Source organism: Sphingobacterium ginsenosidimutans (genome assembly GCF_039536865.1).
Classification (GTDB): Bacteria; Bacteroidota; Bacteroidia; order Sphingobacteriales; family Sphingobacteriaceae; genus Sphingobacterium; species Sphingobacterium detergens.
Map to the genome: position 1 here is coordinate 430,118 of NZ_BAAAZK010000008.1, position 20,650 is coordinate 450,767.

General features: G+C 40.2%; 17 protein-coding genes and 4 tRNA genes. 5 read left to right on the forward strand and 16 right to left on the reverse strand.

The window, feature by feature from the left end:
- The first annotated feature begins 96 nt into the window (after positions 1-96).
- Both gluP and ABFX33_RS22165 read left to right on the forward strand, forming a co-directional pair.
- Complete coding sequence (gluP, locus tag ABFX33_RS22160) at positions 97-1,389, forward strand: glucose/galactose MFS transporter (RefSeq protein WP_346088305.1); 1,293 nt, start codon at positions 97-99, stop codon at positions 1,387-1,389.
- A 233-nt stretch (positions 1,390-1,622) separates the two neighbouring features.
- Positions 1,623-2,468, forward strand: coding sequence for a DUF2911 domain-containing protein (locus ABFX33_RS22165; RefSeq protein WP_346088307.1), 846 nt, complete (start codon positions 1,623-1,625; stop codon positions 2,466-2,468).
- A 144-nt stretch (positions 2,469-2,612) separates the two neighbouring features.
- Here the strand turns inward: ABFX33_RS22165 and cdaA are convergent, their stop codons facing one another.
- Positions 2,613-3,407: a diadenylate cyclase CdaA gene (cdaA, locus tag ABFX33_RS22170; RefSeq protein ID WP_208642578.1), complete on the reverse strand. Its 795-nt coding sequence runs from the start codon at positions 3,405-3,407 to the stop codon at positions 2,613-2,615.
- A 60-nt stretch (positions 3,408-3,467) separates the two neighbouring features.
- On the opposite strand from cdaA, the gene ABFX33_RS22175 reads away from it, so the two are divergent.
- Positions 3,468-4,184 (forward strand): pyridoxine 5'-phosphate synthase, encoded by a 717-nt coding sequence (locus ABFX33_RS22175; protein ID WP_346088309.1) that lies wholly within the window; start codon positions 3,468-3,470, stop codon positions 4,182-4,184.
- A gap of 132 nt (positions 4,185-4,316) precedes the next feature.
- Here ABFX33_RS22175 and lepB read toward each other — a convergent pair whose 3' ends face one another.
- The 5 genes from lepB to ABFX33_RS22200 all read right to left on the reverse strand — a co-directional run bounded on the left by lepB (position 4,317) and on the right by ABFX33_RS22200 (position 9,276).
- Positions 4,317-5,885 carry a signal peptidase I gene (gene lepB, locus ABFX33_RS22180; RefSeq protein WP_346088311.1) on the reverse strand — a complete coding sequence of 523 codons (1,569 nt, stop codon included), beginning with the start codon at positions 5,883-5,885 and terminating at the stop codon, positions 4,317-4,319.
- A 16-nt stretch (positions 5,886-5,901) separates the two neighbouring features.
- A complete protein-coding gene (gene dapB, locus ABFX33_RS22185) occupies positions 5,902-6,645 on the reverse strand; it encodes a 4-hydroxy-tetrahydrodipicolinate reductase (RefSeq protein ID WP_120260322.1) in 744 nt (247 codons plus the stop codon).
- Positions 6,646-6,817: 172 nt separating this feature from the next.
- Positions 6,818-7,540, reverse strand: a complete 723-nt coding sequence (locus ABFX33_RS22190) for a DUF5683 domain-containing protein (RefSeq protein WP_257086961.1) — start codon at positions 7,538-7,540, stop codon at positions 6,818-6,820.
- A gap of 1 nt (position 7,541) precedes the next feature.
- Positions 7,542-8,477: a ParB/RepB/Spo0J family partition protein gene (locus tag ABFX33_RS22195; RefSeq protein ID WP_346088314.1), complete on the reverse strand. Its 936-nt coding sequence runs from the start codon at positions 8,475-8,477 to the stop codon at positions 7,542-7,544.
- Between the two features lies 1 nt (position 8,478).
- Positions 8,479-9,276 carry a ParA family protein gene (locus ABFX33_RS22200; protein ID WP_120260325.1) on the reverse strand — a complete coding sequence of 266 codons (798 nt, stop codon included), beginning with the start codon at positions 9,274-9,276 and terminating at the stop codon, positions 8,479-8,481.
- Between the two features lie 227 nt (positions 9,277-9,503).
- Here ABFX33_RS22200 and ABFX33_RS22205 point away from each other — a divergent pair, with 227 nt between their 5' ends.
- Positions 9,504-10,025, forward strand: a complete 522-nt coding sequence (locus tag ABFX33_RS22205; RefSeq protein ID WP_120260326.1) for an NADPH-dependent FMN reductase — start codon at positions 9,504-9,506, stop codon at positions 10,023-10,025.
- Between the two features lie 331 nt (positions 10,026-10,356).
- Here the strand turns inward: ABFX33_RS22205 and ABFX33_RS22210 are convergent, their stop codons facing one another.
- Together ABFX33_RS22210 and ABFX33_RS22215 are read right to left on the reverse strand one after the other, a co-directional pair.
- Complete coding sequence (locus ABFX33_RS22210; protein ID WP_346088317.1) at positions 10,357-13,302, reverse strand: M16 family metallopeptidase; 2,946 nt, start codon at positions 13,300-13,302, stop codon at positions 10,357-10,359.
- Between the two features lie 26 nt (positions 13,303-13,328).
- Positions 13,329-13,454 (reverse strand): hypothetical protein, encoded by a 126-nt coding sequence (locus ABFX33_RS22215; RefSeq protein WP_257086955.1) that lies wholly within the window; start codon positions 13,452-13,454, stop codon positions 13,329-13,331.
- Between the two features lie 78 nt (positions 13,455-13,532).
- Between ABFX33_RS22215 and ABFX33_RS22220 the strand changes: the two genes are divergently transcribed.
- Positions 13,533-14,729 carry an acyloxyacyl hydrolase gene (locus ABFX33_RS22220; RefSeq protein ID WP_346088319.1) on the forward strand — a complete coding sequence of 399 codons (1,197 nt, stop codon included), beginning with the start codon at positions 13,533-13,535 and terminating at the stop codon, positions 14,727-14,729.
- A gap of 104 nt (positions 14,730-14,833) precedes the next feature.
- Here ABFX33_RS22220 and ABFX33_RS22225 read toward each other — a convergent pair.
- From ABFX33_RS22225 to murQ, 8 genes are all read right to left on the reverse strand, one after another.
- A tRNA-Val gene (locus ABFX33_RS22225) sits at positions 14,834-14,908 on the reverse strand.
- Positions 14,909-14,942: 34 nt separating this feature from the next.
- A tRNA-Val gene (locus ABFX33_RS22230) sits at positions 14,943-15,017 on the reverse strand.
- Between the two features lie 9 nt (positions 15,018-15,026).
- Positions 15,027-15,104, reverse strand: a tRNA-Val gene (locus ABFX33_RS22235).
- Positions 15,105-15,113: 9 nt separating this feature from the next.
- Positions 15,114-15,191: transfer RNA gene (locus ABFX33_RS22240), tRNA-Val, on the reverse strand.
- A gap of 139 nt (positions 15,192-15,330) precedes the next feature.
- Positions 15,331-17,400, reverse strand: coding sequence for a putative porin (locus tag ABFX33_RS22245; RefSeq protein ID WP_346088320.1), 2,070 nt, complete (start codon positions 17,398-17,400; stop codon positions 15,331-15,333).
- 23 nt (positions 17,401-17,423) lie between these two features.
- The gene (locus tag ABFX33_RS22250) at positions 17,424-18,239 is read right to left on the reverse strand and encodes a purine-nucleoside phosphorylase (RefSeq protein ID WP_257086950.1); all 816 of its coding nucleotides are present in this window, start codon (positions 18,237-18,239) and stop codon (positions 17,424-17,426) included.
- A 69-nt stretch (positions 18,240-18,308) separates the two neighbouring features.
- The gene (locus tag ABFX33_RS22255; RefSeq protein ID WP_120260331.1) at positions 18,309-19,799 is read right to left on the reverse strand and encodes a sodium:solute symporter; all 1,491 of its coding nucleotides are present in this window, start codon (positions 19,797-19,799) and stop codon (positions 18,309-18,311) included.
- Between the two features lie 37 nt (positions 19,800-19,836).
- Positions 19,837-20,649 (reverse strand): N-acetylmuramic acid 6-phosphate etherase, encoded by an 813-nt coding sequence (gene murQ, locus ABFX33_RS22260; protein WP_120260332.1) that lies wholly within the window; start codon positions 20,647-20,649, stop codon positions 19,837-19,839.
- Position 20,650: the final 1 nt, after the last annotated feature.

Genomic DNA, 20,650 nt, shown 5'->3' on the forward strand with positions numbered 1-20,650 from the left:
AAACAACAAAAATAGCATGCAATCGTTTGTCTAAAGCTGTTTTTTTGACTGATTTCCAATCATTGAACGATAACTTAACTAAATATAATTAAAAAAATGACCACTAATCCTAATTCGGGTAAAACAGCGATAGTTCCTATGCTTATTTGCTGTGCATTATTTTTTATTCTGGGGTATATCACCTGGGCCAATGGGGCCTTGATCCCATTTGTGCGATTGGCATTTAATTTGGAGACAGATACGCAAGCGTTTTTAATCCTTTTTGCATCGTATATCGCTTATTTTTTCCTGGCATTACCGAGTTCATGGATTTTAGGTAAAATAGGTTTTAAAAATGGCCTTGTTGCTAGTTTGGTCTTAATTATTATTGGTGCAATTATCATTATTCCAGCCGCATCAAACCTAAGCTATCAGCTCTTCCTTGTTGCGATCTTTGTCCAAGCTTCAGGTATGGCGCTATTGCAGACTGCGATCAACCCATACCTCAGTATCATCGGGCCAATAGAAAGTGCGGCCCAACGGATCTCTATTGTAGGGATTTTCAATAAAACAGCCGGTATGATCGTACCCGTGGTTTTAGGAAGCATTTTATTAAAAGATTACGACAGTATTTCCAGCAAAATCAAAGAACTGAAAGCTGGTGCAGAGCATGATGCTTTACTAGCTGAATTATCGGAAAGACTTCACGGTCCTTATATTGGCGTAGCCATTGGTGTTGCGATTCTAGCTATTGTCGTATTCGCCGTAAAAATGCCAGAAGTTGATGTTAATAAAGAAGAGGAAACAACAGATGAAGCTGCTGTAACAAGCACAAAAAAGACAAGTATATTCCAATTCCCACATCTATTTTTAGGATTTCTCGCTATTTTCTTCTGTGTAGCAGTGGAAGTGATGGCTGGTGATATCATCGGAACTTATGGAAGATTATTGTCTCTACCCCCGTTTTTTGTTAAATATGGTACAACTTTCACGCTTGTCTGCATGCTTGTTGGTTATTTTATTGGTATTATCTCCATTCCAAAATTTGTATCGCAACAGACAGCTTTGCGTATCTGTACAATTGTCGGAATTACCTTCACCGCAATTTCTGCGTTTTCTACAGGTCTGACGTCCTATATCTTTGTTGCCCTATTAGGTATCGCAAATGCATTGATGTGGCCTGCTATTTTCCCACTTGGAATCAAAGGACTGGGACGATTTACAAAAACAGGATCTGGTATTATGATTATGGGTATTGCCGGAGGAGCAATCTGGCCTTTGATTTATGGATATCTGAAAGACACTTTACATGTTGATTTTCAACATGCATTTCTCTTTGCAATGGTTCCAGCATACTTATATATCTTGTTTTTTGCCACAAAAGGGCACAAAATCGGAAAAGAAAATTAATATCAAAACAAAATATTGGTATAACAAAAGGGCATCTAAAAATAGATGCCCTTTTTTGTGAAATTCTTCCTATTTTTAAGTGATGAATCTTCGTTCGATCGCAACAGAGATCATTCCACATGCCATGATGTAGAGTGCCTCATCCGAAATAAATGAGCCTCAACCATTAATTCGCAAAATTCTATATTCATAAATAATCGAGCAAACAAGCTCACAATGTAATTATCGAACAAATGAAAAAGAAATTCTTTGCCATTGCTTTTGCAGCAGCCCTGATGTTTACTGCAAATGAATCCTTTGCCCAGTTAAAACTCCCTGCAGCAAGTAGTGCTCAAACAATCACACAGGGATTAGGGATTGAAAATGTAACGCTAAACTATAGTCGTCCAAGCATGAACGGCCGTAAGATTTTTGGTGAACTCGTGCCTTATAATGAAGTATGGCGTACAGGTGCCAATACCAACACTACCTTAACATTTGAAGGTGATGTTAGCCTAAATGGACACAAACTCACTGCGGGAACCTATGCATTATTTACCATTCCTAATAAGAACGAATGGACTGTTATTATTAGCAAGAATACCAAGCAATGGGGGGCCTACACTTACAATCAATCTGAAGATGCATTTCGTTTCAATGTAAAACCACAAAACTTGAGCGCTCCGGTCGAAACATTTACGATCTCTTTTGACAATGTTACACCGACAGATGCAGTACTAACTATTGCTTGGGAGAAAACAGCAATAAAAGTTGACCTTAAAGTCAATCAACAGGCAAAAATTATCGCTTCCATTGATGAAGCCATGAAAGGTGAGAAAAAACCTTATTTCGCTGCTGCCCAATATTATTTCAACAATAATCTGGATCAAAATAAAGCATTAACCTGGTTTGATGAAGCCGCCAAAGCACAGCCTAAAGCTGCCCACGTACTATACTGGAAAGCAAAAGCACAATTAAAAGCCGGCGATAAAAAAGGCGCTATAGAAACCGCTACCAAAGGAGTTGAAGTCGCTACTGAAGGTAAGAATAGCGAATACATCAAATTGAATACACAAATAATCAATGCGGCAAAAAAATAACGCATAGGAAACTGTATAGCGAAAATGGGAGTATCCGAGAAAGTCGGTACCCCCATTTTTTGTTCAGTTCTTTTGTATGTCTCTCCCCACTCTTATTGAATATTCCATGCACAGCCGCTCCCGTTACTTTTGACCGACGTCATTTTATAACTCATCTTTCAGCAATTGTTCCAGTTCTTCGGGAGAAACATTCATATTCACATTACCATCCTTTGCGAAAGAGATTTCCCCAGTTTCCTCAGAGACAATGACCGCTATGGCATCGGAGATTTCCGTCACCCCAATTGCCGCACGATGCCGCAAACCAAATTGCAGCGGTAAATCCTCACTATCTGACAATGGCAGTACACAAGAGGCTGTCATAATCTTGAAATCAACAATCACGAGTGCCCCATCATGCAACGGGCTGTTTTTATGAAATATACTCTCAATTAGACGTTTTGAAATATGTGCATCGATATATTCACCACTGCTCTGATAATATTCCTCATCAAAATATTTTGAAAAAACCAGGAGTGCTCCGGTTCGTGTACGCGACATACTTCTGCAAGCTTCCACAATCGGCCTTAAATCCTCCGTCAGGTCCTTCTGTATCGCTTTCTTATTTCCTAAAAAGGACCAGAAAACCTTTTTTCGCTTCATCGATATATTCTTGCCCACATGGAGCAAAAAGCGTCTTATTTCCTGCTGGAATACCACAATAAGCGCAATGGAGCCTACAGATATAAATCCACCAAATATTTCGGTCAATAGACGCATGTGCATCTGTTTGACAACAATATAGACCCCATAAAACAGGGCAACCCCGATCAAGATATTCACGGCAATGGTACCCCGGATCAGACTATAGATATAGTAGATAATAATCGCCACCAATATAATATCGATAACATCCAATAGGCGAAAGCCACTAAACAAGCTATAATCGATTCCATCCATATATGCAAGTTAAAAAAAAATAGATATTATTTGTATTTTTACCGTATAACATACAGGAAAATGACTAGACTTTCAGTAAATATCAATAAAATTGCAACGCTCAGAAATTCCAGAGGAGGTAATAATCCTAATCTCGTAGCTGCTGCATTAGCCTGTGAACGTTTTGGTGCACAAGGCATCACTGTCCACCCAAGACCGGACGAAAGGCATATCCGCTATCAGGATGTATTTGACTTAAAAGCCGAAATTCAGACCGAACTCAATATCGAGGGCAATTGCCAGGAACAGAAATTTATCGATCTTGTCCTGGCCAACAAACCTGCTCAGGTAACCTTGGTTCCTGATGCCGAAGGCCAGCTGACTTCCAATCACGGCTGGGATACGATCAAAAACAAAGCCTATCTTAAGGATATGTGCCAATTGTTCAAAGATGCTGGCATCCGTGTATCAATCTTTGTAGATCCTGTAGAGGAGATGGTCGAAGCGGCAGCAGAAACAGGCACAGACCGCATAGAGTTATATACCGAAGGTTTTGCCAATGAATATGGTTTTGATAAAGAAGCCGCTATCAAACCCTACTTCAAAGCTGCGTTAAAAGCGCGCGAGGTTGGCTTAGGTTTAAATGCAGGCCATGACCTAGATTTAAACAATCTCCAGTATTTCAATCAACATATACCCGAATTACTGGAAGTAAGCATTGGACATGCCTTGATTTCAGATGCCTTATACCTTGGACTGGAGGAAACAATCAAACGTTATCTGACCTGTCTAAAATAAATGATACGATGAAGGCTGGATGCCTTAACCAATAGTTACTACAAATAGAAAAGGCTTTCCTGTAGGAAAGCCTTTTCTATTTTGATTCAAGTCCACTATCAAAAGAAAATGGATTCTTCCTAATAGCTACTATTAATGAATTCCTTTAAATATACGGTTCCAACGGATTTTAGAAAGACCTGTACCTATTTCGTCCCAACTCATCCAGGTAAATAATGCCTTACCCACGATATGGTCTTCAGGCACAAATCCCCACCCTCTGGAATCCAGGGAATTATGACGGTTATCTCCCATCATCCAGAAATAGTCCATTTTAAAGGTATAGTTATCCGCTTTAACATCATTGATGTAGATACCATCAGCACGTTTCTCCAATTTGTTATTTTCATAAACACGAATAGCACGCTCATAGATGGGTAAGGTCTGTGCATTCAAAGCAACAGTCCAGCCCTTTTTCGGAATCAAGATTGGTCCAAAGTTATCAAAATCCCATTTATACTGAGGATCGTACGGATAAGCACCTTCACCAGCTGGACTTCTTCTGATTTCCTTTACATTTGACCATGATTTCACAAGCGCGACCTCATCATCTGTCATATACAATTCATATACACCAGGTTGCTGATCAGATCCACCACCTTCAATACGTAGTTCACGTAGACGCTCCATATCCAATGGAGTACCATCTGTCAACACATAATAATTCAACTGGCTTTCAGGTGGATCAAATCCAGGTTGATCATTGATAAAAAGCTTGGCATCCTTCATTGAGATCTTATCCCCCGGTAATCCTACACAACGCTTGATATAATTTTCACGTTTGTCTATTGGTCGGGCCTGAATGGTAAACTGTGAATTAACAGTCTGCCAGCCGTAGGCTCTGACAAGGTCATAATAACTCGCATTCTGATTTTCTAGGGCTACAGTATCACCTGCCGGGAAGTTAAAGACAACAACATCATTGCGCTCTATCTTTTGAAATCCTGGCAATCGTTTGTAAGGCAGCTCAATCAACTCAGAGTAAGCTTTTCCACCTGTTATTGGCATCGTATGATGTGCAAAAGGAAACGCAATCGGCGTATTAGGCACACGAGGGCCATAATTCAATTTACTCACAAATAAGAAATCCCCAATCAATAAGGTACGTTCCATTGATCCTGTCGGAATCATATACGCTTCAATTAAAAATCCGCGAATAAGCGAGGCTGCAACAGTTGCAAATACGATTGCATCAGCCCATTCACGCACCATAGATTTCTTGTACGGATATTTGATTTTATACTCTTTGTAGGAAGCTTGTTCAATTTCCGCAAGCTTCTCTTCGGTCAATTCCACACCTTCCTGTGCAGCGGTCTTCAGGTTTTTAGCATACAAACCATTCAAGAAACGCACATTGGTATCTTTTGCCCACATGGGTAACACAATAAATGGCACCAAAACAGCCGCAGCATTTTCCCAAAAACGGCGCTTGCCAAAACAATGGATAAAGTCGAGGTAAAGGTTATAGAAAACAAAAATATTGACAATAGGAATCAACAATAAGATCACCCACCATGTTGGTCTTCCTGTTAATTTAGCCTGTATATATTGACTATAAAAAGGTACGATTGCTTCCCAGCCTTTTCTGCCAGCTTTAACAAACAATTGCCACAATCCATATCCCGCTATTGCTGTTAAAACCGCAAAGATAATTAACCACATAATCTATTAATTAGTACTATTTATTAAAATCGAAAATTTCAGTTACTTGATAGAATCCTTTCTTACCATTCAACCATTCGGCGGCAACGACAGCGCCCAAGGCAAAGCCATCCCGACTATGCGCAGTATGTTTAAATTCTATCTGATCCACTTCAGAACTGTACAGCACGGTATGTGTACCCGGAACTTCCTCAATCCGATGGCTCTCTATGAGAAGTTCCTGTGGCTTAGGAATAATTTCGTCTTGCTCACCCACAACAGTATTGACCCAGTTTGTTTTCACATCACTGTGATCCAGGATACCCTCTGCAATGGTAATCGCTGTACCACTAGGCGCATCCAATTTGTGGATATGGTGGATTTCTTCCACCTGAACATCATATTGTTTATAAGGTTGTAAGGCTTGCGCCAACATTCGGTTGATATGGAAAAACACATTCACACCAATCGAATAATTTGAACCATATAAAATAGTTCCATCTGAGTCCAGACATTTTTCTCTGACACTTTCCAATTGATCATACCAGCCCGTTGTCCCAACTACAATTGGCACACCCGCTTCCAAACAAAGGTTCATATTATCCAAAGCAGCAGATGGTACACTAAAATCAATAGCTACATCAGCTCCCTTGATATCATCAACTGTCAGACCGGGACGATTATTTTCATCCACTATTAAAAAAATCTGATGGCCTCTTTTCAGTGCATACCTTTCGATAATCTGCCCCATTTTGCCATATCCCAAGAGAATGATGTTCATATATCTAGAAAATAAAGTATAGTTTATTTTTAAAATTAAAAAATTCCATTGAAAAACAGACACAAAACCGTGATTAACAACGATTTTTTATTACAAGCGTCCGTATTCAAAGATCAATGAGAACCCGAAATCGTCAGCCATCACACATGTTACAGGCTGCGACACAAGGTTTTTAATTGAATTTCATGGACAATTTTAATCCGACTGTAGGTTTAAAAGTAAACGATCCCGATGCGAGACTTGCATCCATTAATGTAGGTCCGATAGAAAAAGCTGTCTTTTTGGGCTTATCATCACCGATACTCCAGCGATATTTTAGCATAGAATCAATATAGGCTTCGGCAACGTTCAATCCATAGACCCCAAGCGTAAGCAGCACCATCAGATCCCGGTTTCGCCTTGCATTATCCTTTGCCCGTATAATTGACTGATCAGGGATTCTCTCATAAAAAGGATCCACCGGTCGACCTTCTGCCCTATCCTGCAATACACCCAAAAGTTCTTTGTAATATTTATTATTGAAATCAAAAACGAGCACCGTCGTTGCCAATCCACCATAGATCACAGGTACTTTAATCCACCACACACCACCATTGGTATACTGACCCCAGCCCGGCAATACCAGGGAACGCTTCCAGGCCTGTTTATTTTTTGCTTCAATAGCCAATCGGGTAGAATCTTTAAACACGACCTTCTCCTTTGCCTTGGCTTCTTCTTTTTCTCGCTTCTTACGTTCTTTGCGGGATTCCTTTTTAACAGTATCCTGTGCTGCTTTAGGCTTCAAGCTATCTGTTTTGACAGTTTGAACCTGTTTTTTGGGAATTGTATCGACAGTCTGGGCCTGTACCATCAGTACAGCAAATACGGCAAAAAGCAGACTCATTAATTTGGTCATATTACCAATCTAAAAGTTCAAGAATACGGCTCAGATCATCCTCTGATTCAAAAGGAATCTCGATAGCTCCCTTACCTTTGGTACTCTTCAAATTCAATTTGACTCTCGACGAAAATTTCGATGCCAGATCATCTTCAATTTTTTGCAACTGAAATGACATCGCAGTTTTCTCCTTGCCAGCTTTTTTCTTCCCTCCTTTTTGAAGTTCACGAACAAGCTCTTCGGCTTTTCTAACAGATAACCCCTGATCAATGATCAATTTAAAGATATATAACTGCTTATCTACTTCTGGAATATTGATCAGTGCACGAGCGTGTCCCATGGTCAATGCGCCATCCCGTATCGCCGCCTGAATGACAGGTGGGAGTTTCAATAAACGGAGGTAGTTTGTCACTGTAGAACGGTTTTTACTGACACGTTCTCCCAGTTCCTCCTGCTTTAAATTACATTCCTCGATCATGCGCTGGAAGCTCAAAGCTACCTCAATGGCGTTTAAGTTTTCGCGTTGGATATTTTCGATCAATGCCATTTCCAGCATCTGCTGATCATTGGCAGTGCGGATATAGGCTGGAATTTCAGTAATACCGGCCAATCTCGAAGCACGGAGACGCCGCTCCCCTGAGATCAACTGATAGTTGCCATCCGAAATCTTACGTACTGTAATCGGTTGGATTAAACCCTGTAAAATAATGGATTCGGACAATTCCTGTAAGGCAACCGGATCAAATTCGGTACGGGGTTGAAATGGATTCACTGCTATTTCTTCTACCCGGACATGGCTGATACTGCCATTTTCTTTGCTTGTATGTACTGTAGAAGAAGTCACAAGCGGTGACTCCTCAACTTGCTGATTACTTTTAGCAGGAGCTTCTACACTATCGTTTAATAGCGCACCTAAACCTCTTCCCAGTCCTGTTTTACGCTGATGTGCTGCCATATTATGCGGTTACTGTTGTATTCATTTCATTAAGATGCCCGTTTTTCTGCAATATCTCACGCGCCAAATTCAAATAGTTGATCGCTCCTTTACAGGAAGCGTCGTGCATGATAACAGAGATACCAAAGCTAGGAGCTTCACTTAAACGGGTATTACGTTGAATGATGGTATCAAAAACTAAATCCGTAAAATGCGTTTTCACCTCTTCTACAACCTGATTGGAGAGTCTTAAACGAACATCATACATCGTCAATAAAATACCCTCGATCTCCAAGCTAGTATTTAAACGGTTTTGAACGATTTTAATTGTGTTCAGTAATTTACCAAGTCCCTCTAATGCAAAATATTCACACTGAACGGGTATGATAACCGAATCAGATGCAGACAGGGCATTAATGGTGATCAAACCCAAGGAAGGAGAACAGTCAATGATAATAAAATCATAATCATCTTTGACCTGATCCAAGATCTTTTTCATCTTGTACTCCCTTTCGTGCATATTGATCATCTCAATCTCCGCACCCACCAGGTCGATATGAGCAGGTAAAAGATCAAGATTTGGCGTTTCAGTTGACTGAATCGCGTCTCTCGGGTTTAAATCATTGACCAAACATTCGTATATACTTTCATTGATCGTACGAGGGTCAAAACCAATCCCAGAAGTAGAGTTTGCTTGTGGATCTGCATCCACCAACAATGTTTTATATTCTAAAACCGCCAAACTAGCCGCCAAGTTAATTGACGTTGTGGTTTTTCCTACCCCACCCTTTTGGTTTGCGATTGCGATTATTTTTCCCATCTTGAATGAAAACCTTTCTTAATTAAAATGTCATTTTACACTACATTTCACTTTCCCGAAGATCAATTTGTCCAAATATTTACGCTAAATTTAAATTAGCCTAACAAATTCAGCATATTTCGTACTTTTGATTGATCAAAGGCACATATCCTCAGGATGCTAAGATACAAAAAATCAAGATATGTATCCACTTTGAAATAGTGCTTTTTATAAGTATCAACAACACAATGATTTTAATAATATCCGGAACAAACCGTCCCAATAGTAAGACGTTAAAAATAGCAAAATGCTACCAACAGCTTCTTAATCGTAAATCCATTGAGAGTGAGATTTTTTCGCTATCAGATCTTCCTCCAAATATCTTAGAGACAGATCTTTATGGAAAAAGAAGCTCCGCTTTTGAACCGATTCAACAAAAGGTTAGTCAGGCCGATATGTTTATTTTCGTAGCGCCCGAATACAATGGAAGCATCCCTGGCGCGCTCAAACTTTTTATTGACTGCTGCACCTTTCCGATTAGTTTTTACCACAAAAAAGTTGCATTGGTCGGATTGTCTTCCGGGAGATATGGCAACCTACGCGGGATAGATCATCTCACCGGAATATGCCACTACCTCAGAATGCATGTCCTCCCCCTCAAGATATTTCTTCCCAATGTACAACAGGAATTGAACGAAAATGGTGAGTTATTTAAAGAGGATACTTTACAGTTTATCAACGAACAGATTGAGGAAATCATCCGATTTTAAGCGCTCATGACCAAGACCAAACATAATTAAGTAGATCAGAAAAAGTTGATCATATACTTTTGATTAGCGCAAGGCTAGCTTATCGATAGGATAAGAATACAGACAGCAATTAGACAAACAACGGGAAAACCCACCCCAAAAATAAAACACCCACGAAGCATTACATAGCTAAAAAATGATTATCAGGGGTAGAAAATAAAAACGGGGCTGTCATATTAGACAGTCCCGTTTCATGTTAAAGTAAGATCAGAAACGAGAACAATAATTTATCAGCCAAAGGCCTAAAAAACTATTATCTCAAATACCATATCTAGATCTAATATGTAAAAATTTAATAACCAAATATCTCTTTTAAGTCCAGTTTTTTCACCTCGCCCAATCTGGCAAGATCTTCTGGTTTGAGACTATCTTCCTTCGCTACGATACAGTATACATAAGGCTTCTGGCTCATCTCTTTCTTATGGAACATATTCAAGTCAGCATAAGTCAGCTTAGGAGCCTGCTCATAAACAACTTTACGAATATCAGTTGTATTCCCCAAACGTTGCGCACTTAAATAGCTACCTAAAATAGAGGCATTTAGCACACGTTCACTCGCAATAGATTTTTGCAAACTCACCTTCGCAATGTCCAAACCTTTCGAACTTTCAGGTAGCACATCCAACAACTCATTCATACCTTTGATAGCCTCATTGAATTTATCAGCTTGTGTACCGACATAAGCACCCACTGTATAATGATTTTCTTTTTTATAAGGCTGACCGTAGAATGCATAAGTAGAATAAGCCAGTGCTTTCGACTCACGAATAGTCTGGAACACAATACTTCCCATACCACCACCAAAATAATTATTGAACAATGACACGGTTGGTGTAAGCGGATTGGAGTAAGCGTCTGATGTTCTGTACCAGAATACTTCCGCTTGTTTCATATCAAAATCAGCAAACAACACTTGATTTTTATTGGTTGGCTGCTCCGCAAATACCAAGCTTTTTGTACCTTGTACATAGTCCCCCGAACCTTGTTTTAATGGTTTTGCCTTCGCCACAAATTCACTCGCGCTCAATGGTCCAAAATAAAGCAACGTATGTTTCATATTGGCCAGATCATGTAATGCTTTTACAAGATCTTCAGCTTTCAGTGCATCCAGTTCCGCATCTGTAAAAACATTATTGAATGGGTTCTTAGCACCGTATTTTGCATAAGATTTCAATCCCTCCATAATTGCACCTTTGTTTTCCTTTGCATTCGCTCTGGACTTCTTAAGGCGTGCAATATACATTTTGAATGCCTCTTGGTCAGTCACACAATTGCGCAATAGATCCTGAATTAAAGATTGCGTGGATATAAAATTCGAATTCAAACCCGAAATTGAAACCAATGTTTCTTCATTTCCCGCCGAGACCGAGAAATCAGATGCCAATTGATAAAAGTCTTTGCTGAATTGCTCGCTGGACTTATCTTTAGTACCCAAAAATTCCAGATAACCGGCTGCCAACGACAACAATTTATTGCTCCATTTCCCCACATCAAAACGATAAGACAGGGAGAATAACTCATTATCACTATTCTTCACAGCAAGCACTGGCAAACCATTTGCAGTAGCTTTCTGAACATCTTTATTGTAGTCTACCCAAACCGGTAGGATCTTATCCTCTGGCATTGCCTCTACTTTTTTCAAGAAATCAGATTGATCGTCACGGTTTACAGTGACAGGTGTAATTTCCGGTTTCACTACTTTGACAACATTATTGTCTACCCCTTTTCGCTTATAAACCACGACGTAGTTATTATCATTCAAATATTTATTGGCAAAATTGACAATATCTTGTTTTGTAATCTTATTCAAACCATCCGAATAACTAACCACCGACGACCAGTCCTGTCCCGATGTAAAAGCATCCATTAATGCTTCTGCACGGTCACCATAACTTTCATTCTGTTTGATCTCTTCTTTTTTCGCGTTATTGACAATTGCTCCGATCAAATCATCAGAAAATTCACCTTTACGCAATTTATCCAGTTCTTTTAACAGCAACTGTTGCACCTCCTCCAAGCGCTGTCCCTGTCCCGGATTTCCTTGTAGAATCAATAGCGAATAATCTTTCAACACATACGGGAAGGCTCCAGCACCTAATAGCTTCTGGTTTTTCACCAAATCCAGATCAATCAGACCTGCCGAACCGTTCGTCAAAATCTGGCTCATCAGATTTAATAGCTGCGCATCCTTGGTTGCTGCACCCGGAAAACGGAATCCCATAAACATAAATTCAGCATCCGGTCCTTTTACCTCCCGAACAATTGGACTTAAAATAGGCTTCTCTGGATCAAAAGTATATGGCGGTATCTCTTTGGGCTGCATGAAAGCAAAACTCTTATCCACCTTTTTCACAACTTCTGTAGGATCAAAATCACCGGACATGATCACACCCATATTGTTAGGCACATAATAGGTATTAAAATATTCTCGGATCGCTTTTAACGATGGATTTTTTAGATGTTCTACCGTACCGATAGTGGTCTGCTTACCATAGTTGTTATTTGGAAAAGCTGCTTCAAACATTGCTTCAATAGCCCTACGGCTATCTTTATCCAATCCGATATTTTTCTCCTCATAGACGGCTTCCAGTTCCGTATGGAACAGGCGGAGTATCGGATTTCTAAAACGCTCGGCCTGTACTGCAAGATACTTATCCATCACATTGCTCGGAATCTGCTCCTGGTAAACCGTTTGTTCAAACGACGTAAAGGCATTTGTGCCTTCCGCACCCATGGATGCCATCAGTTTATCGTATTCATTGGCGATAGCATACTTAGCGGCTTCGCCAGAAACACGGTCAATTTCCTTGTATATCGCTTTCCGTTGTACTTCATCGGTCGTACCGTTATACTTTTCATAAAGTGCATCAATTTGATCCAACAAAGGTTTTTCCTTCGCCCAATCTTTGGAGCCAAATTTATCTGTCCCCTTAAAGAGCATATGTTCCAGATAGTGAGCCAAACCTGTATGATCTTTTGGATCGGTTTTACTTCCGGCTTTTGTCGCGATGTAAGTTTGGATACGCGGTTCTTTTTTGGTTGGACTTAGGATAACGGTTAGACCATTTTTGAGTTTGTAAAACCTCGAATGGGTAGGGTCATTGGTCACATACTTGTAGGTATACCCGCCTTCAGAAGATTCTTTCCAGTCAAATTTGGCGTTCTGGGCAAACAAAGTACCCCCTGCTGTTGTTAGAGCAAACGTAACAGCAGTAATTTTAAATAGATTTTTAATCATATTTCCTTTTTCTTTTCAGCTCAAACTTAGATAAATTGCTGTGGATATGCAATATAATTACGTAGATATAAAAACAATTTATTGCCGCCCGTCACTATTGCACTTTCTTCTTTGTAGCTGAAATACGGCAATTTGTCATCTGTATTTCCCATATGCTTAATGAATATTGTTACAATGGTTTATCATTCTTATTTTTGCAAAAATTTTAAAAAACGCTAACGTTTTATTTCATGAGATCAAGCATACTTGTTTTTGTGATCTTCGCACTTCTTTCCTTTCATACACATGCGCAGGTCACTCCCAGAATAGAAAATCAGAAAGACACATCAAACAACCGTACTCCCGCAAAAACAAGGTTAATATTTCAACTTGAGCATGAAAGTGGGGGCGAGCTCAAATTTAACGAACGTTCGAAGCAAACCCTGGAAGACTCCTATTACAGTGGCCTTAATTTTCGCGTTGGCTTCCAAACACAATTTCAGGATTCGTTAAAAAGCATTTATAACGAAATATATAACTATCCTATTTATGGTGTCGGCATCTATAGCAGCACTTTTGGCCAGGAGCACCTAGGCCAACCTTTTGCTCTCTATGGCTTTGTTGCAATTCCCATAAAACCGAAAGTCAACAGCCGATGGAATTTCAATTACCGGATTGCATTGGGACTTTCCGGCAGGTTCAACCCTTACAACGAAGAGGACAACCCTTTCAATCTACTTATTGGAAGCAAAAACAATGTATTTATTGACCTTGGACTTCAGGCAAACTACCGATTAAGCCAAAAATTTCAGATCGGTGCCGGCGTGGCGTTCCACCATTTCAGCAATGGCGCATTGGCTTTGCCAAACACCGGAATAAACCTCCTGCCATTGAGTTTATCCGTCTCCTATACGCCAACGAGCAAACCATTTGATTTCAGAAAACGCACGGTTCCAAAAATGGAAGAAACGGAGGAACTACATTTCAACTATGCTTTTGGATTTAAACAGATCGATCGGGAGCACGATGGCCAGTATTTCAAATCGACCCTAGGGGCCTATTATAGCAAGCATTTTGGATACAAATGGCGTCTTGGTGCCGGAATGGATGCATTCTATTCAGCAAGTGGTAACGACGAAAATATCGCTGGGGATAAAGCAGGTAAATTCTCCGCATTATTTTCCTATGGGCCCGCTTTCTATATTGACCACGTGTTAAATTCCAGACTATATATCAATGGAAATGTCGGCGTATACTTACACCGTAATAAATTCAATGGTGAAAGCACACCCGTATACCTAAGAGCAGGTGTACGCTATAAAGTGTATAAAGATTTCTTTGCTGGAGTTTCCATTAAAGCACATGGTGGTAAAGCAGACTTTATCGAATGGACAACAGGCTATGGCTTTAAGTTAGGTAAAAAACGGGGGACTCCAACCAGCAACTAACACATGCGCTCTATGGCTCCGATAACAGAGGCAAATACATTGGCACTATAGAAAGCCATATTAACAGCATAAAAAAAGCGTTCATAAGAACGCTTTTTTTATTGTGGGGATTACTGGGTTCGAACCAGTGACCCCTACCTTGTCGAGGTAGTGCTCTAAACCAGCTGAGCTAAACCCCCTAACGAAAAAAAAGCACCATTTTATGATGCTTTGTGGAGGCTACAGGATTCGAACCTGTGACCCTCTGCTTGTAAGGCAGATGCTCTGAACCAGCTGAGCTAAGCCTCCGTTTTGGATTGGTGGAGAATACTGGATTCGAACCAGTGACCCTCTGCTTGTAAGGCAGATGCTCTGAACCAGCTGAGCTAATTCTCCGACTTTGTATGGTGGAGGCTACAGGATTCGAACCTGTGACCCTCTGCTTGTAAGGCAGATGCTCTGAACCAGCTGAGCTAAGCCTCCATACTTTTTTAAAGAACGCCGTTCCCTAATTGCGTGTGCAAATATAGCTTAAAAATTCTATTCTCAAAATTATTTTCAAAGATTTTCTACATTTAAAACCGCAACAAGCTAAAAAACACCCACATAATTTTCATAGCTATTAATCGTAGAACTTCCACGAAATACCAAATCTAAAATTAGCTGTATTCATTGGATAACGTCGTACAGTATAATAACCATTCGGGTAGAAATTCTGATTTAGGAAATTATAACTTAAAAACATATTGACCCGCTGTATATTGGCCGTGATCCATAAATCCATAATCGGATAAGTAGAAAATTCTATCTGCTGATAAGCGTTATAAAACTGTCCTGTTCCTATTGAGTAATTTGGATTGGCATAAGGTGTATTAAATTTGGCATCAATACCTATACTATAATCAATGACTTTATAAAAGAGATTGCTATAATAAAGACTATGCCAAGTATAAACCTCAGGAATAGCCAATACGCTCTGTTGATCAGTTTTTTGATAAACCACCAAGTTATCAAATGTAAAATGATTGAGTTTAAATTTCTGTCCCACACTCACTTTCAATAAATTGGCGTTATCCAGTTGCGCTGGATTAATCCATTTATCCTTCTTACGGTCGTTTTGCGGATTCGGCAGCTCTTCAAAATAGGTATAGTTATTCATCAAAAAATACTCAACTTTCCCGTTGAACCCCAATGTAGGATTACGGTATTGAAACGCCACATTTTGAATTTTGGTCTTTTTCAATCCCAGATCATTCCAGTTACCATAAGTATAGTTCAGGTTCTCAAAAATCATTTCAGGAGATTTGTTCTGCGAATAGGCCGAAAGAGTCACCTTTCCGATTTTATCCCCCATGGAAATATCCGCCTTTGCTTCATAGAGGAAATCCCCTATATTATGACCAAAAACAATCTGGTTGGCTTTTAAGCTAAAATCTAACCGGTCTGAAAATTTGTAACCCAACTCTCCCTTGACAATTCCATTTTGATAGAAACGATCAAATGTTGTGCTATCTGGCAATTTCTTAAGCGGTTCAGGATACGCGGTCTGATTACTATAGTAACGCATTGAGTCTACCTGGCTCTGCTCCACCCAGTTCATATCATGTTGAAAAGCGAGGTTCAGCTTAGCTTCATTTTTAAAGATTGATTTACCGCGCAGAAAGAAATTATACTCAAACTCATTGGAAACATTAGTGATCGCTGTTTTATCATTATTCAGCGCAAGTGCTTTATTATTGTAAGGCATTGCAGCAGCCCGGTCGTTCATGTTCTTGAAGAAGTTATAGGTCTGCCTTCTTACCCGCGTGTTATGCGCCATACTGTTTGTCGGATAGATCTGCATAGTCGGCTTACCCTTATCTACGGTATCAATCCGACCTACATAGAGTGACTGACGTAGGAACAGCGAGTTGTCCCACCACTTTGATCTTGGCACAGTAGCATTACTAGCATCCTGAAATTTGACAGGAAACCGATCCGGGGACTGTTTGTTTTCGGGAGCAAATGGACGATCTTCAATAGTAGAGCCATTTTCCATCGCATCTAAGCGGTTAAAAACCGCGTTGATCAATAAGTTATAACGATTATTTTTAGACTCGTACCACGATGCAATGGATGCCTTCAGGTCCGAATAATTCTGATTAAGATAAAATCCATCTGTTTTCGTCGAATGGAAATCAACATTCATGTTCCATTGCGAATTTATATTCTGTGCTACCCGGGCCCTAAAAACCTGATCATTGAAAAAGAATCCCACCGCTGACAGTTCGGAATAACGTGCCCGAGCCCTAAAATATTGAACAGAGTCAGGATTTAACAAATAACGTTCTAAGGCAGTGAATCCAGACTGAAATCCAATTGTCTTTTTGGGCTGGAATAATAAGTCACGTGTGGCAAGACCATATGATCCTAGATTCACACTGGGATTCCAGGGTAGATTTTGGGGATTGTAATATTGATAATTACGATGTGATGTATCTATTTGCCTTGTGTAGGTTCCTTTTTTAAGCATATCCAATGTCGCATAACGGATATACTTCGCAGAAAGGATAACCGAATCTTTTTTCCCATCTTCTTTGGCTCTCGCCGAATCCAATGCGCTGCTCCACTCTTCTTTGCTTTGCGCAATAACATCCATGGAACAAACAAGTAAGACACACAGTGCGGCTAATACGCGTACGATCAACTTCATCTAAAATTGTATATAGTCTAAATTTACTGCAAAGCTATCAATTCTTTCAAAATTAATGTCATCTTAGGTTCCGCTTTCTCAGCGACAGCGACGATTTCCTGCAACGACACAGGTTTTAACACATCGTGAAAGCCCTCATCCGTAACAACAGAGATCGCGAACACCGGAAGAGCCATATGATTGGCAACAATCACCTCTGGTACCGTACTCATGCCGACTACATCCCCACCAATAATTCGCATAAAGCGGTATTCAGCCTTTGTTTCCAGGTTTGGTCCCTGCGAGGAGACATACACAACCTTTCGTGCCGAAATCCCATGCTTTGACGCAATTTCCAGCGCCTGTTCAATCATCGCACGGTTATAAGGTTCACTCATATCCGGAAAACGAGGCCCAAATTCAGTCAGGTTTTGCCCACGCAATGGATTGTCGGGCAAGAGATTGATATGATCTTCAATGATTCCCAGATCTCCATTTCTGACCTCCGGATTCAGCGATCCCGCGGCATTTGACACAAAGAGTTTTTTGACGCCCAGTACTTTCATGATCCGAATAGGAAAAGTAATCTGCTGCATATCATAACCCTCATAATAATGAAGTCGTCCCTGCATGGCAACCACATTCTTACCATTCAACTTTCCAAAAATCAATTTACCGGAATGGAATTCTACTGTAGAGATCGGGAAATTAGGAATATTGGAATACATCAGCTGATATTCGATCTCTATCTCATCAACCAATTTACCTAAGCCAGTACCCAGGATGATACCGAATTCTGGAGTAAAATCTCCAATTTTTCTACGGATAAACTCCGTAGTCTCATTTATGCTATGATACATACGTACAAAAAAACTAAGTATCTCAAACTTAACTTAATTTTTTTGTACGTACAAATCAAATATCGCAGCTTAGTTATGCGAAAGCGCCTTTTCACTCGCCTTGCCCGGAGAACTGACCAAAAGCATCAGAAAAGTGATAAAACCATTGATGATAATCAGATCCAGTCCGATCACATATGGCGTATACACCTCAATCACATAAGTTTTCAGTAAATACAATATAGTTGGTGAAAGCACACAGATATAAGGCACCGCTTTGTCCCGAACAGCAGATTTTGTGAAGATTCCAAAAACAAACAATCCCAGCAATGGACCATAGGTGTAACTCGCTGCGGTAAATATCGCATTCACCACCGAGTCATCATTGATCAACTTAAATACGAGTATCACCAATAGCATCACAATCGAAAAGCCAAAGTGTACATAATTACGCTTTTTGACAAGAGCTGGATCATTTGGATTTTCCTTTTTATTGAAGTTCAGGAAATCCACACAGAACGAAGTTGTCAATGCTGTAAGTGCACTATCGGTTGTTGCAAATGTAGCCGCTGTCAGCCCCATCATAAAGATGATTGCTGGAACGATAGCCAGGTGATTCAATGCAATCTCTGGGTAGAGGTAGTCGCGTGTCGCCAGTTGTGAAACATCAATACCGTTTTTGGCTGCATAGATATATAATAGGGCGCCCACTGCCAAAAAGAAAATATTGATCACCACAAATACACTTGTGAATGTAATCATATTTTTTTGCGCTTCTTTGATCGTTCCCATTGACAGGTTCTTTTGCATCAGGTCCTGATCAAGTCCCGTCATGGCAATCGTTACAAAAATTCCACCCAAGAATTGTTTCCAAAAATTTGCTTTACTACCAACAAAGTCATCCCAAAAGAAGATTTTGGAATAGCTGCTTTCTTTGACTGCCTCAAAGGTATCTACTATTCCAAAATCCAAGCCCTTAGCCATAAAATAGATCGAAAGGATAACGGCTGTCACTAAAAAGGTAGTCTGTAGGGTATCTGTTACAATGATGGTTTTTAATCCTCCTTTATTGGTATATAGCCAGATAAGCACCAGGCAGATCACTACCGTGATCGCGAAAGGCACATTCCAGGCATCAAAAATAAAATGCTGTAGGACAATTGCAACCAGGTATAAACGAAAGGCTGAACCAATGGTACGGGAAATCAGAAAAATAGCAGCTCCGGTTTTATAGGTTGTGTGCCCAAAACGTTCTTCCAGATAGGTGTAGATGGAGGTCAGGTTCATCCGGTAGTAAAGCGGAAGCAATACATAAGCGATGATAATGAAGCCAACAGCATTCCCTAACACAAATTGAAAATAGCTAAATTCCGAAGCGCCAACAGCACCGGGAACAGAAATAAAAGTTACACCGGAAAGCGCCGTACCGATCATCCCGAAAGCGACCATATACCATTTCGAATTTCGGTTAGCGACAAAGAAGGTAGAGTTGTCGGAAGATCCTTTTGAAGTGAAGTGCGCTACAGCGAGTAAGACCGCAAAATAGATCACAATAAAGGATAATAATATAACTGGTGACATAGTTTGTTTTTAATAGGTGATTGTGATGCTGATAGTTTTAATGTGTTGCCTGGTAGGCTTCGATTGCTTGCCTTACATTGCCAAATTGTTCCAACAAAGCTGCGGCATCCTCTTCAGTTGCCCCAGTCTGATCCATAATAATGCGCACACCCCGGCCGACCAATTTGTGATTCGACAATTGCATGTCAACCATTTTATTCCCCTTAACGCGGCCCAGCTGAATCATTACTGCGGTACTGAACATATTTAATACAAGCTTTTGTGCTGTACCAGACTTCATACGGGTAGACCCGGTCACAAATTCTGGCCCTACAATGACCTCAACAGGATATTGTGCAATTTCAGCAATCGGAGAACCGCCATTACAAACGATACAACCTGTTATCAGCCCTTTTTCATTTGCAGTCTTCAAGCCTCCAATGACGTAAGGCGTAGTACCCGAAGCGGCAATACCGATCACGACATCATTCTCATCAATATCATAAGCTTCCATATCCTTCCAGGCCTGCTCCAGATCATCTTCAGCAAATTCCACAGCTTTACGGATCGCTGTATCCCCACCAGCAATCAACCCAATGATCCACTCAAATGGCACACCATAAGTCGGAGGCAATTCAGATGCATCTAAAACCCCCAGTCGACCACTTGTACCAGCTCCGATATAAAATGTCCGACCGCCTGCCTTCATTTTCTCTACCGTAACCTTAACCAATGCTTCGATCTGAGGAATAGACCTTTCAACAGCTAGTGGCACAGATTTATCCTCGTTATTGATATTAGTCAATAACTCATGTACAGACATCTTGTCCAAATCCTGATAATTCGAATCTTTCTCCGTTGTATTAACCATT

Excerpts from the sequence above, each read along its gene's own strand:
- gluP (WP_346088305.1), top strand. The coding sequence starts at position 97 with ATGACCACTAATCCTAATTCGGGTAAAACAGCGATAGTTCCTATGCTT.
- ABFX33_RS22165 (WP_346088307.1), top strand. The coding sequence starts at position 1,623 with ATGAAAAAGAAATTCTTTGCCATTGCTTTTGCAGCAGCCCTGATGTTT.
- cdaA (WP_208642578.1), bottom strand. The coding sequence starts at position 3,407 with ATGGATGGAATCGATTATAGCTTGTTTAGTGGCTTTCGCCTATTGGAT.
- ABFX33_RS22175 (WP_346088309.1), top strand. The coding sequence starts at position 3,468 with ATGACTAGACTTTCAGTAAATATCAATAAAATTGCAACGCTCAGAAAT.
- lepB (WP_346088311.1), bottom strand. The coding sequence starts at position 5,885 with ATGTGGTTAATTATCTTTGCGGTTTTAACAGCAATAGCGGGATATGGA.
- dapB (WP_120260322.1), bottom strand. The coding sequence starts at position 6,645 with ATGAACATCATTCTCTTGGGATATGGCAAAATGGGGCAGATTATCGAA.
- ABFX33_RS22190 (WP_257086961.1), bottom strand. The coding sequence starts at position 7,540 with ATGACCAAATTAATGAGTCTGCTTTTTGCCGTATTTGCTGTACTGATG.
- ABFX33_RS22195 (WP_346088314.1), bottom strand. The coding sequence starts at position 8,477 with ATGGCAGCACATCAGCGTAAAACAGGACTGGGAAGAGGTTTAGGTGCG.
- ABFX33_RS22200 (WP_120260325.1), bottom strand. The coding sequence starts at position 9,276 with ATGGGAAAAATAATCGCAATCGCAAACCAAAAGGGTGGGGTAGGAAAA.
- ABFX33_RS22205 (WP_120260326.1), top strand. The coding sequence starts at position 9,504 with ATGATTTTAATAATATCCGGAACAAACCGTCCCAATAGTAAGACGTTA.
- ABFX33_RS22210 (WP_346088317.1), bottom strand. The coding sequence starts at position 13,302 with ATGATTAAAAATCTATTTAAAATTACTGCTGTTACGTTTGCTCTAACA.
- ABFX33_RS22215 (WP_257086955.1), bottom strand. The coding sequence starts at position 13,454 with ATGGGAAATACAGATGACAAATTGCCGTATTTCAGCTACAAAGAAGAA.
- ABFX33_RS22220 (WP_346088319.1), top strand. The coding sequence starts at position 13,533 with ATGAGATCAAGCATACTTGTTTTTGTGATCTTCGCACTTCTTTCCTTT.
- ABFX33_RS22245 (WP_346088320.1), bottom strand. The coding sequence starts at position 17,400 with ATGAAGTTGATCGTACGCGTATTAGCCGCACTGTGTGTCTTACTTGTT.
- ABFX33_RS22250 (WP_257086950.1), bottom strand. The coding sequence starts at position 18,239 with ATGTATCATAGCATAAATGAGACTACGGAGTTTATCCGTAGAAAAATT.
- ABFX33_RS22255 (WP_120260331.1), bottom strand. The coding sequence starts at position 19,799 with ATGTCACCAGTTATATTATTATCCTTTATTGTGATCTATTTTGCGGTC.
- murQ (WP_120260332.1), bottom strand. The coding sequence starts at position 20,649 with ATGGTTAATACAACGGAGAAAGATTCGAATTATCAGGATTTGGACAAG.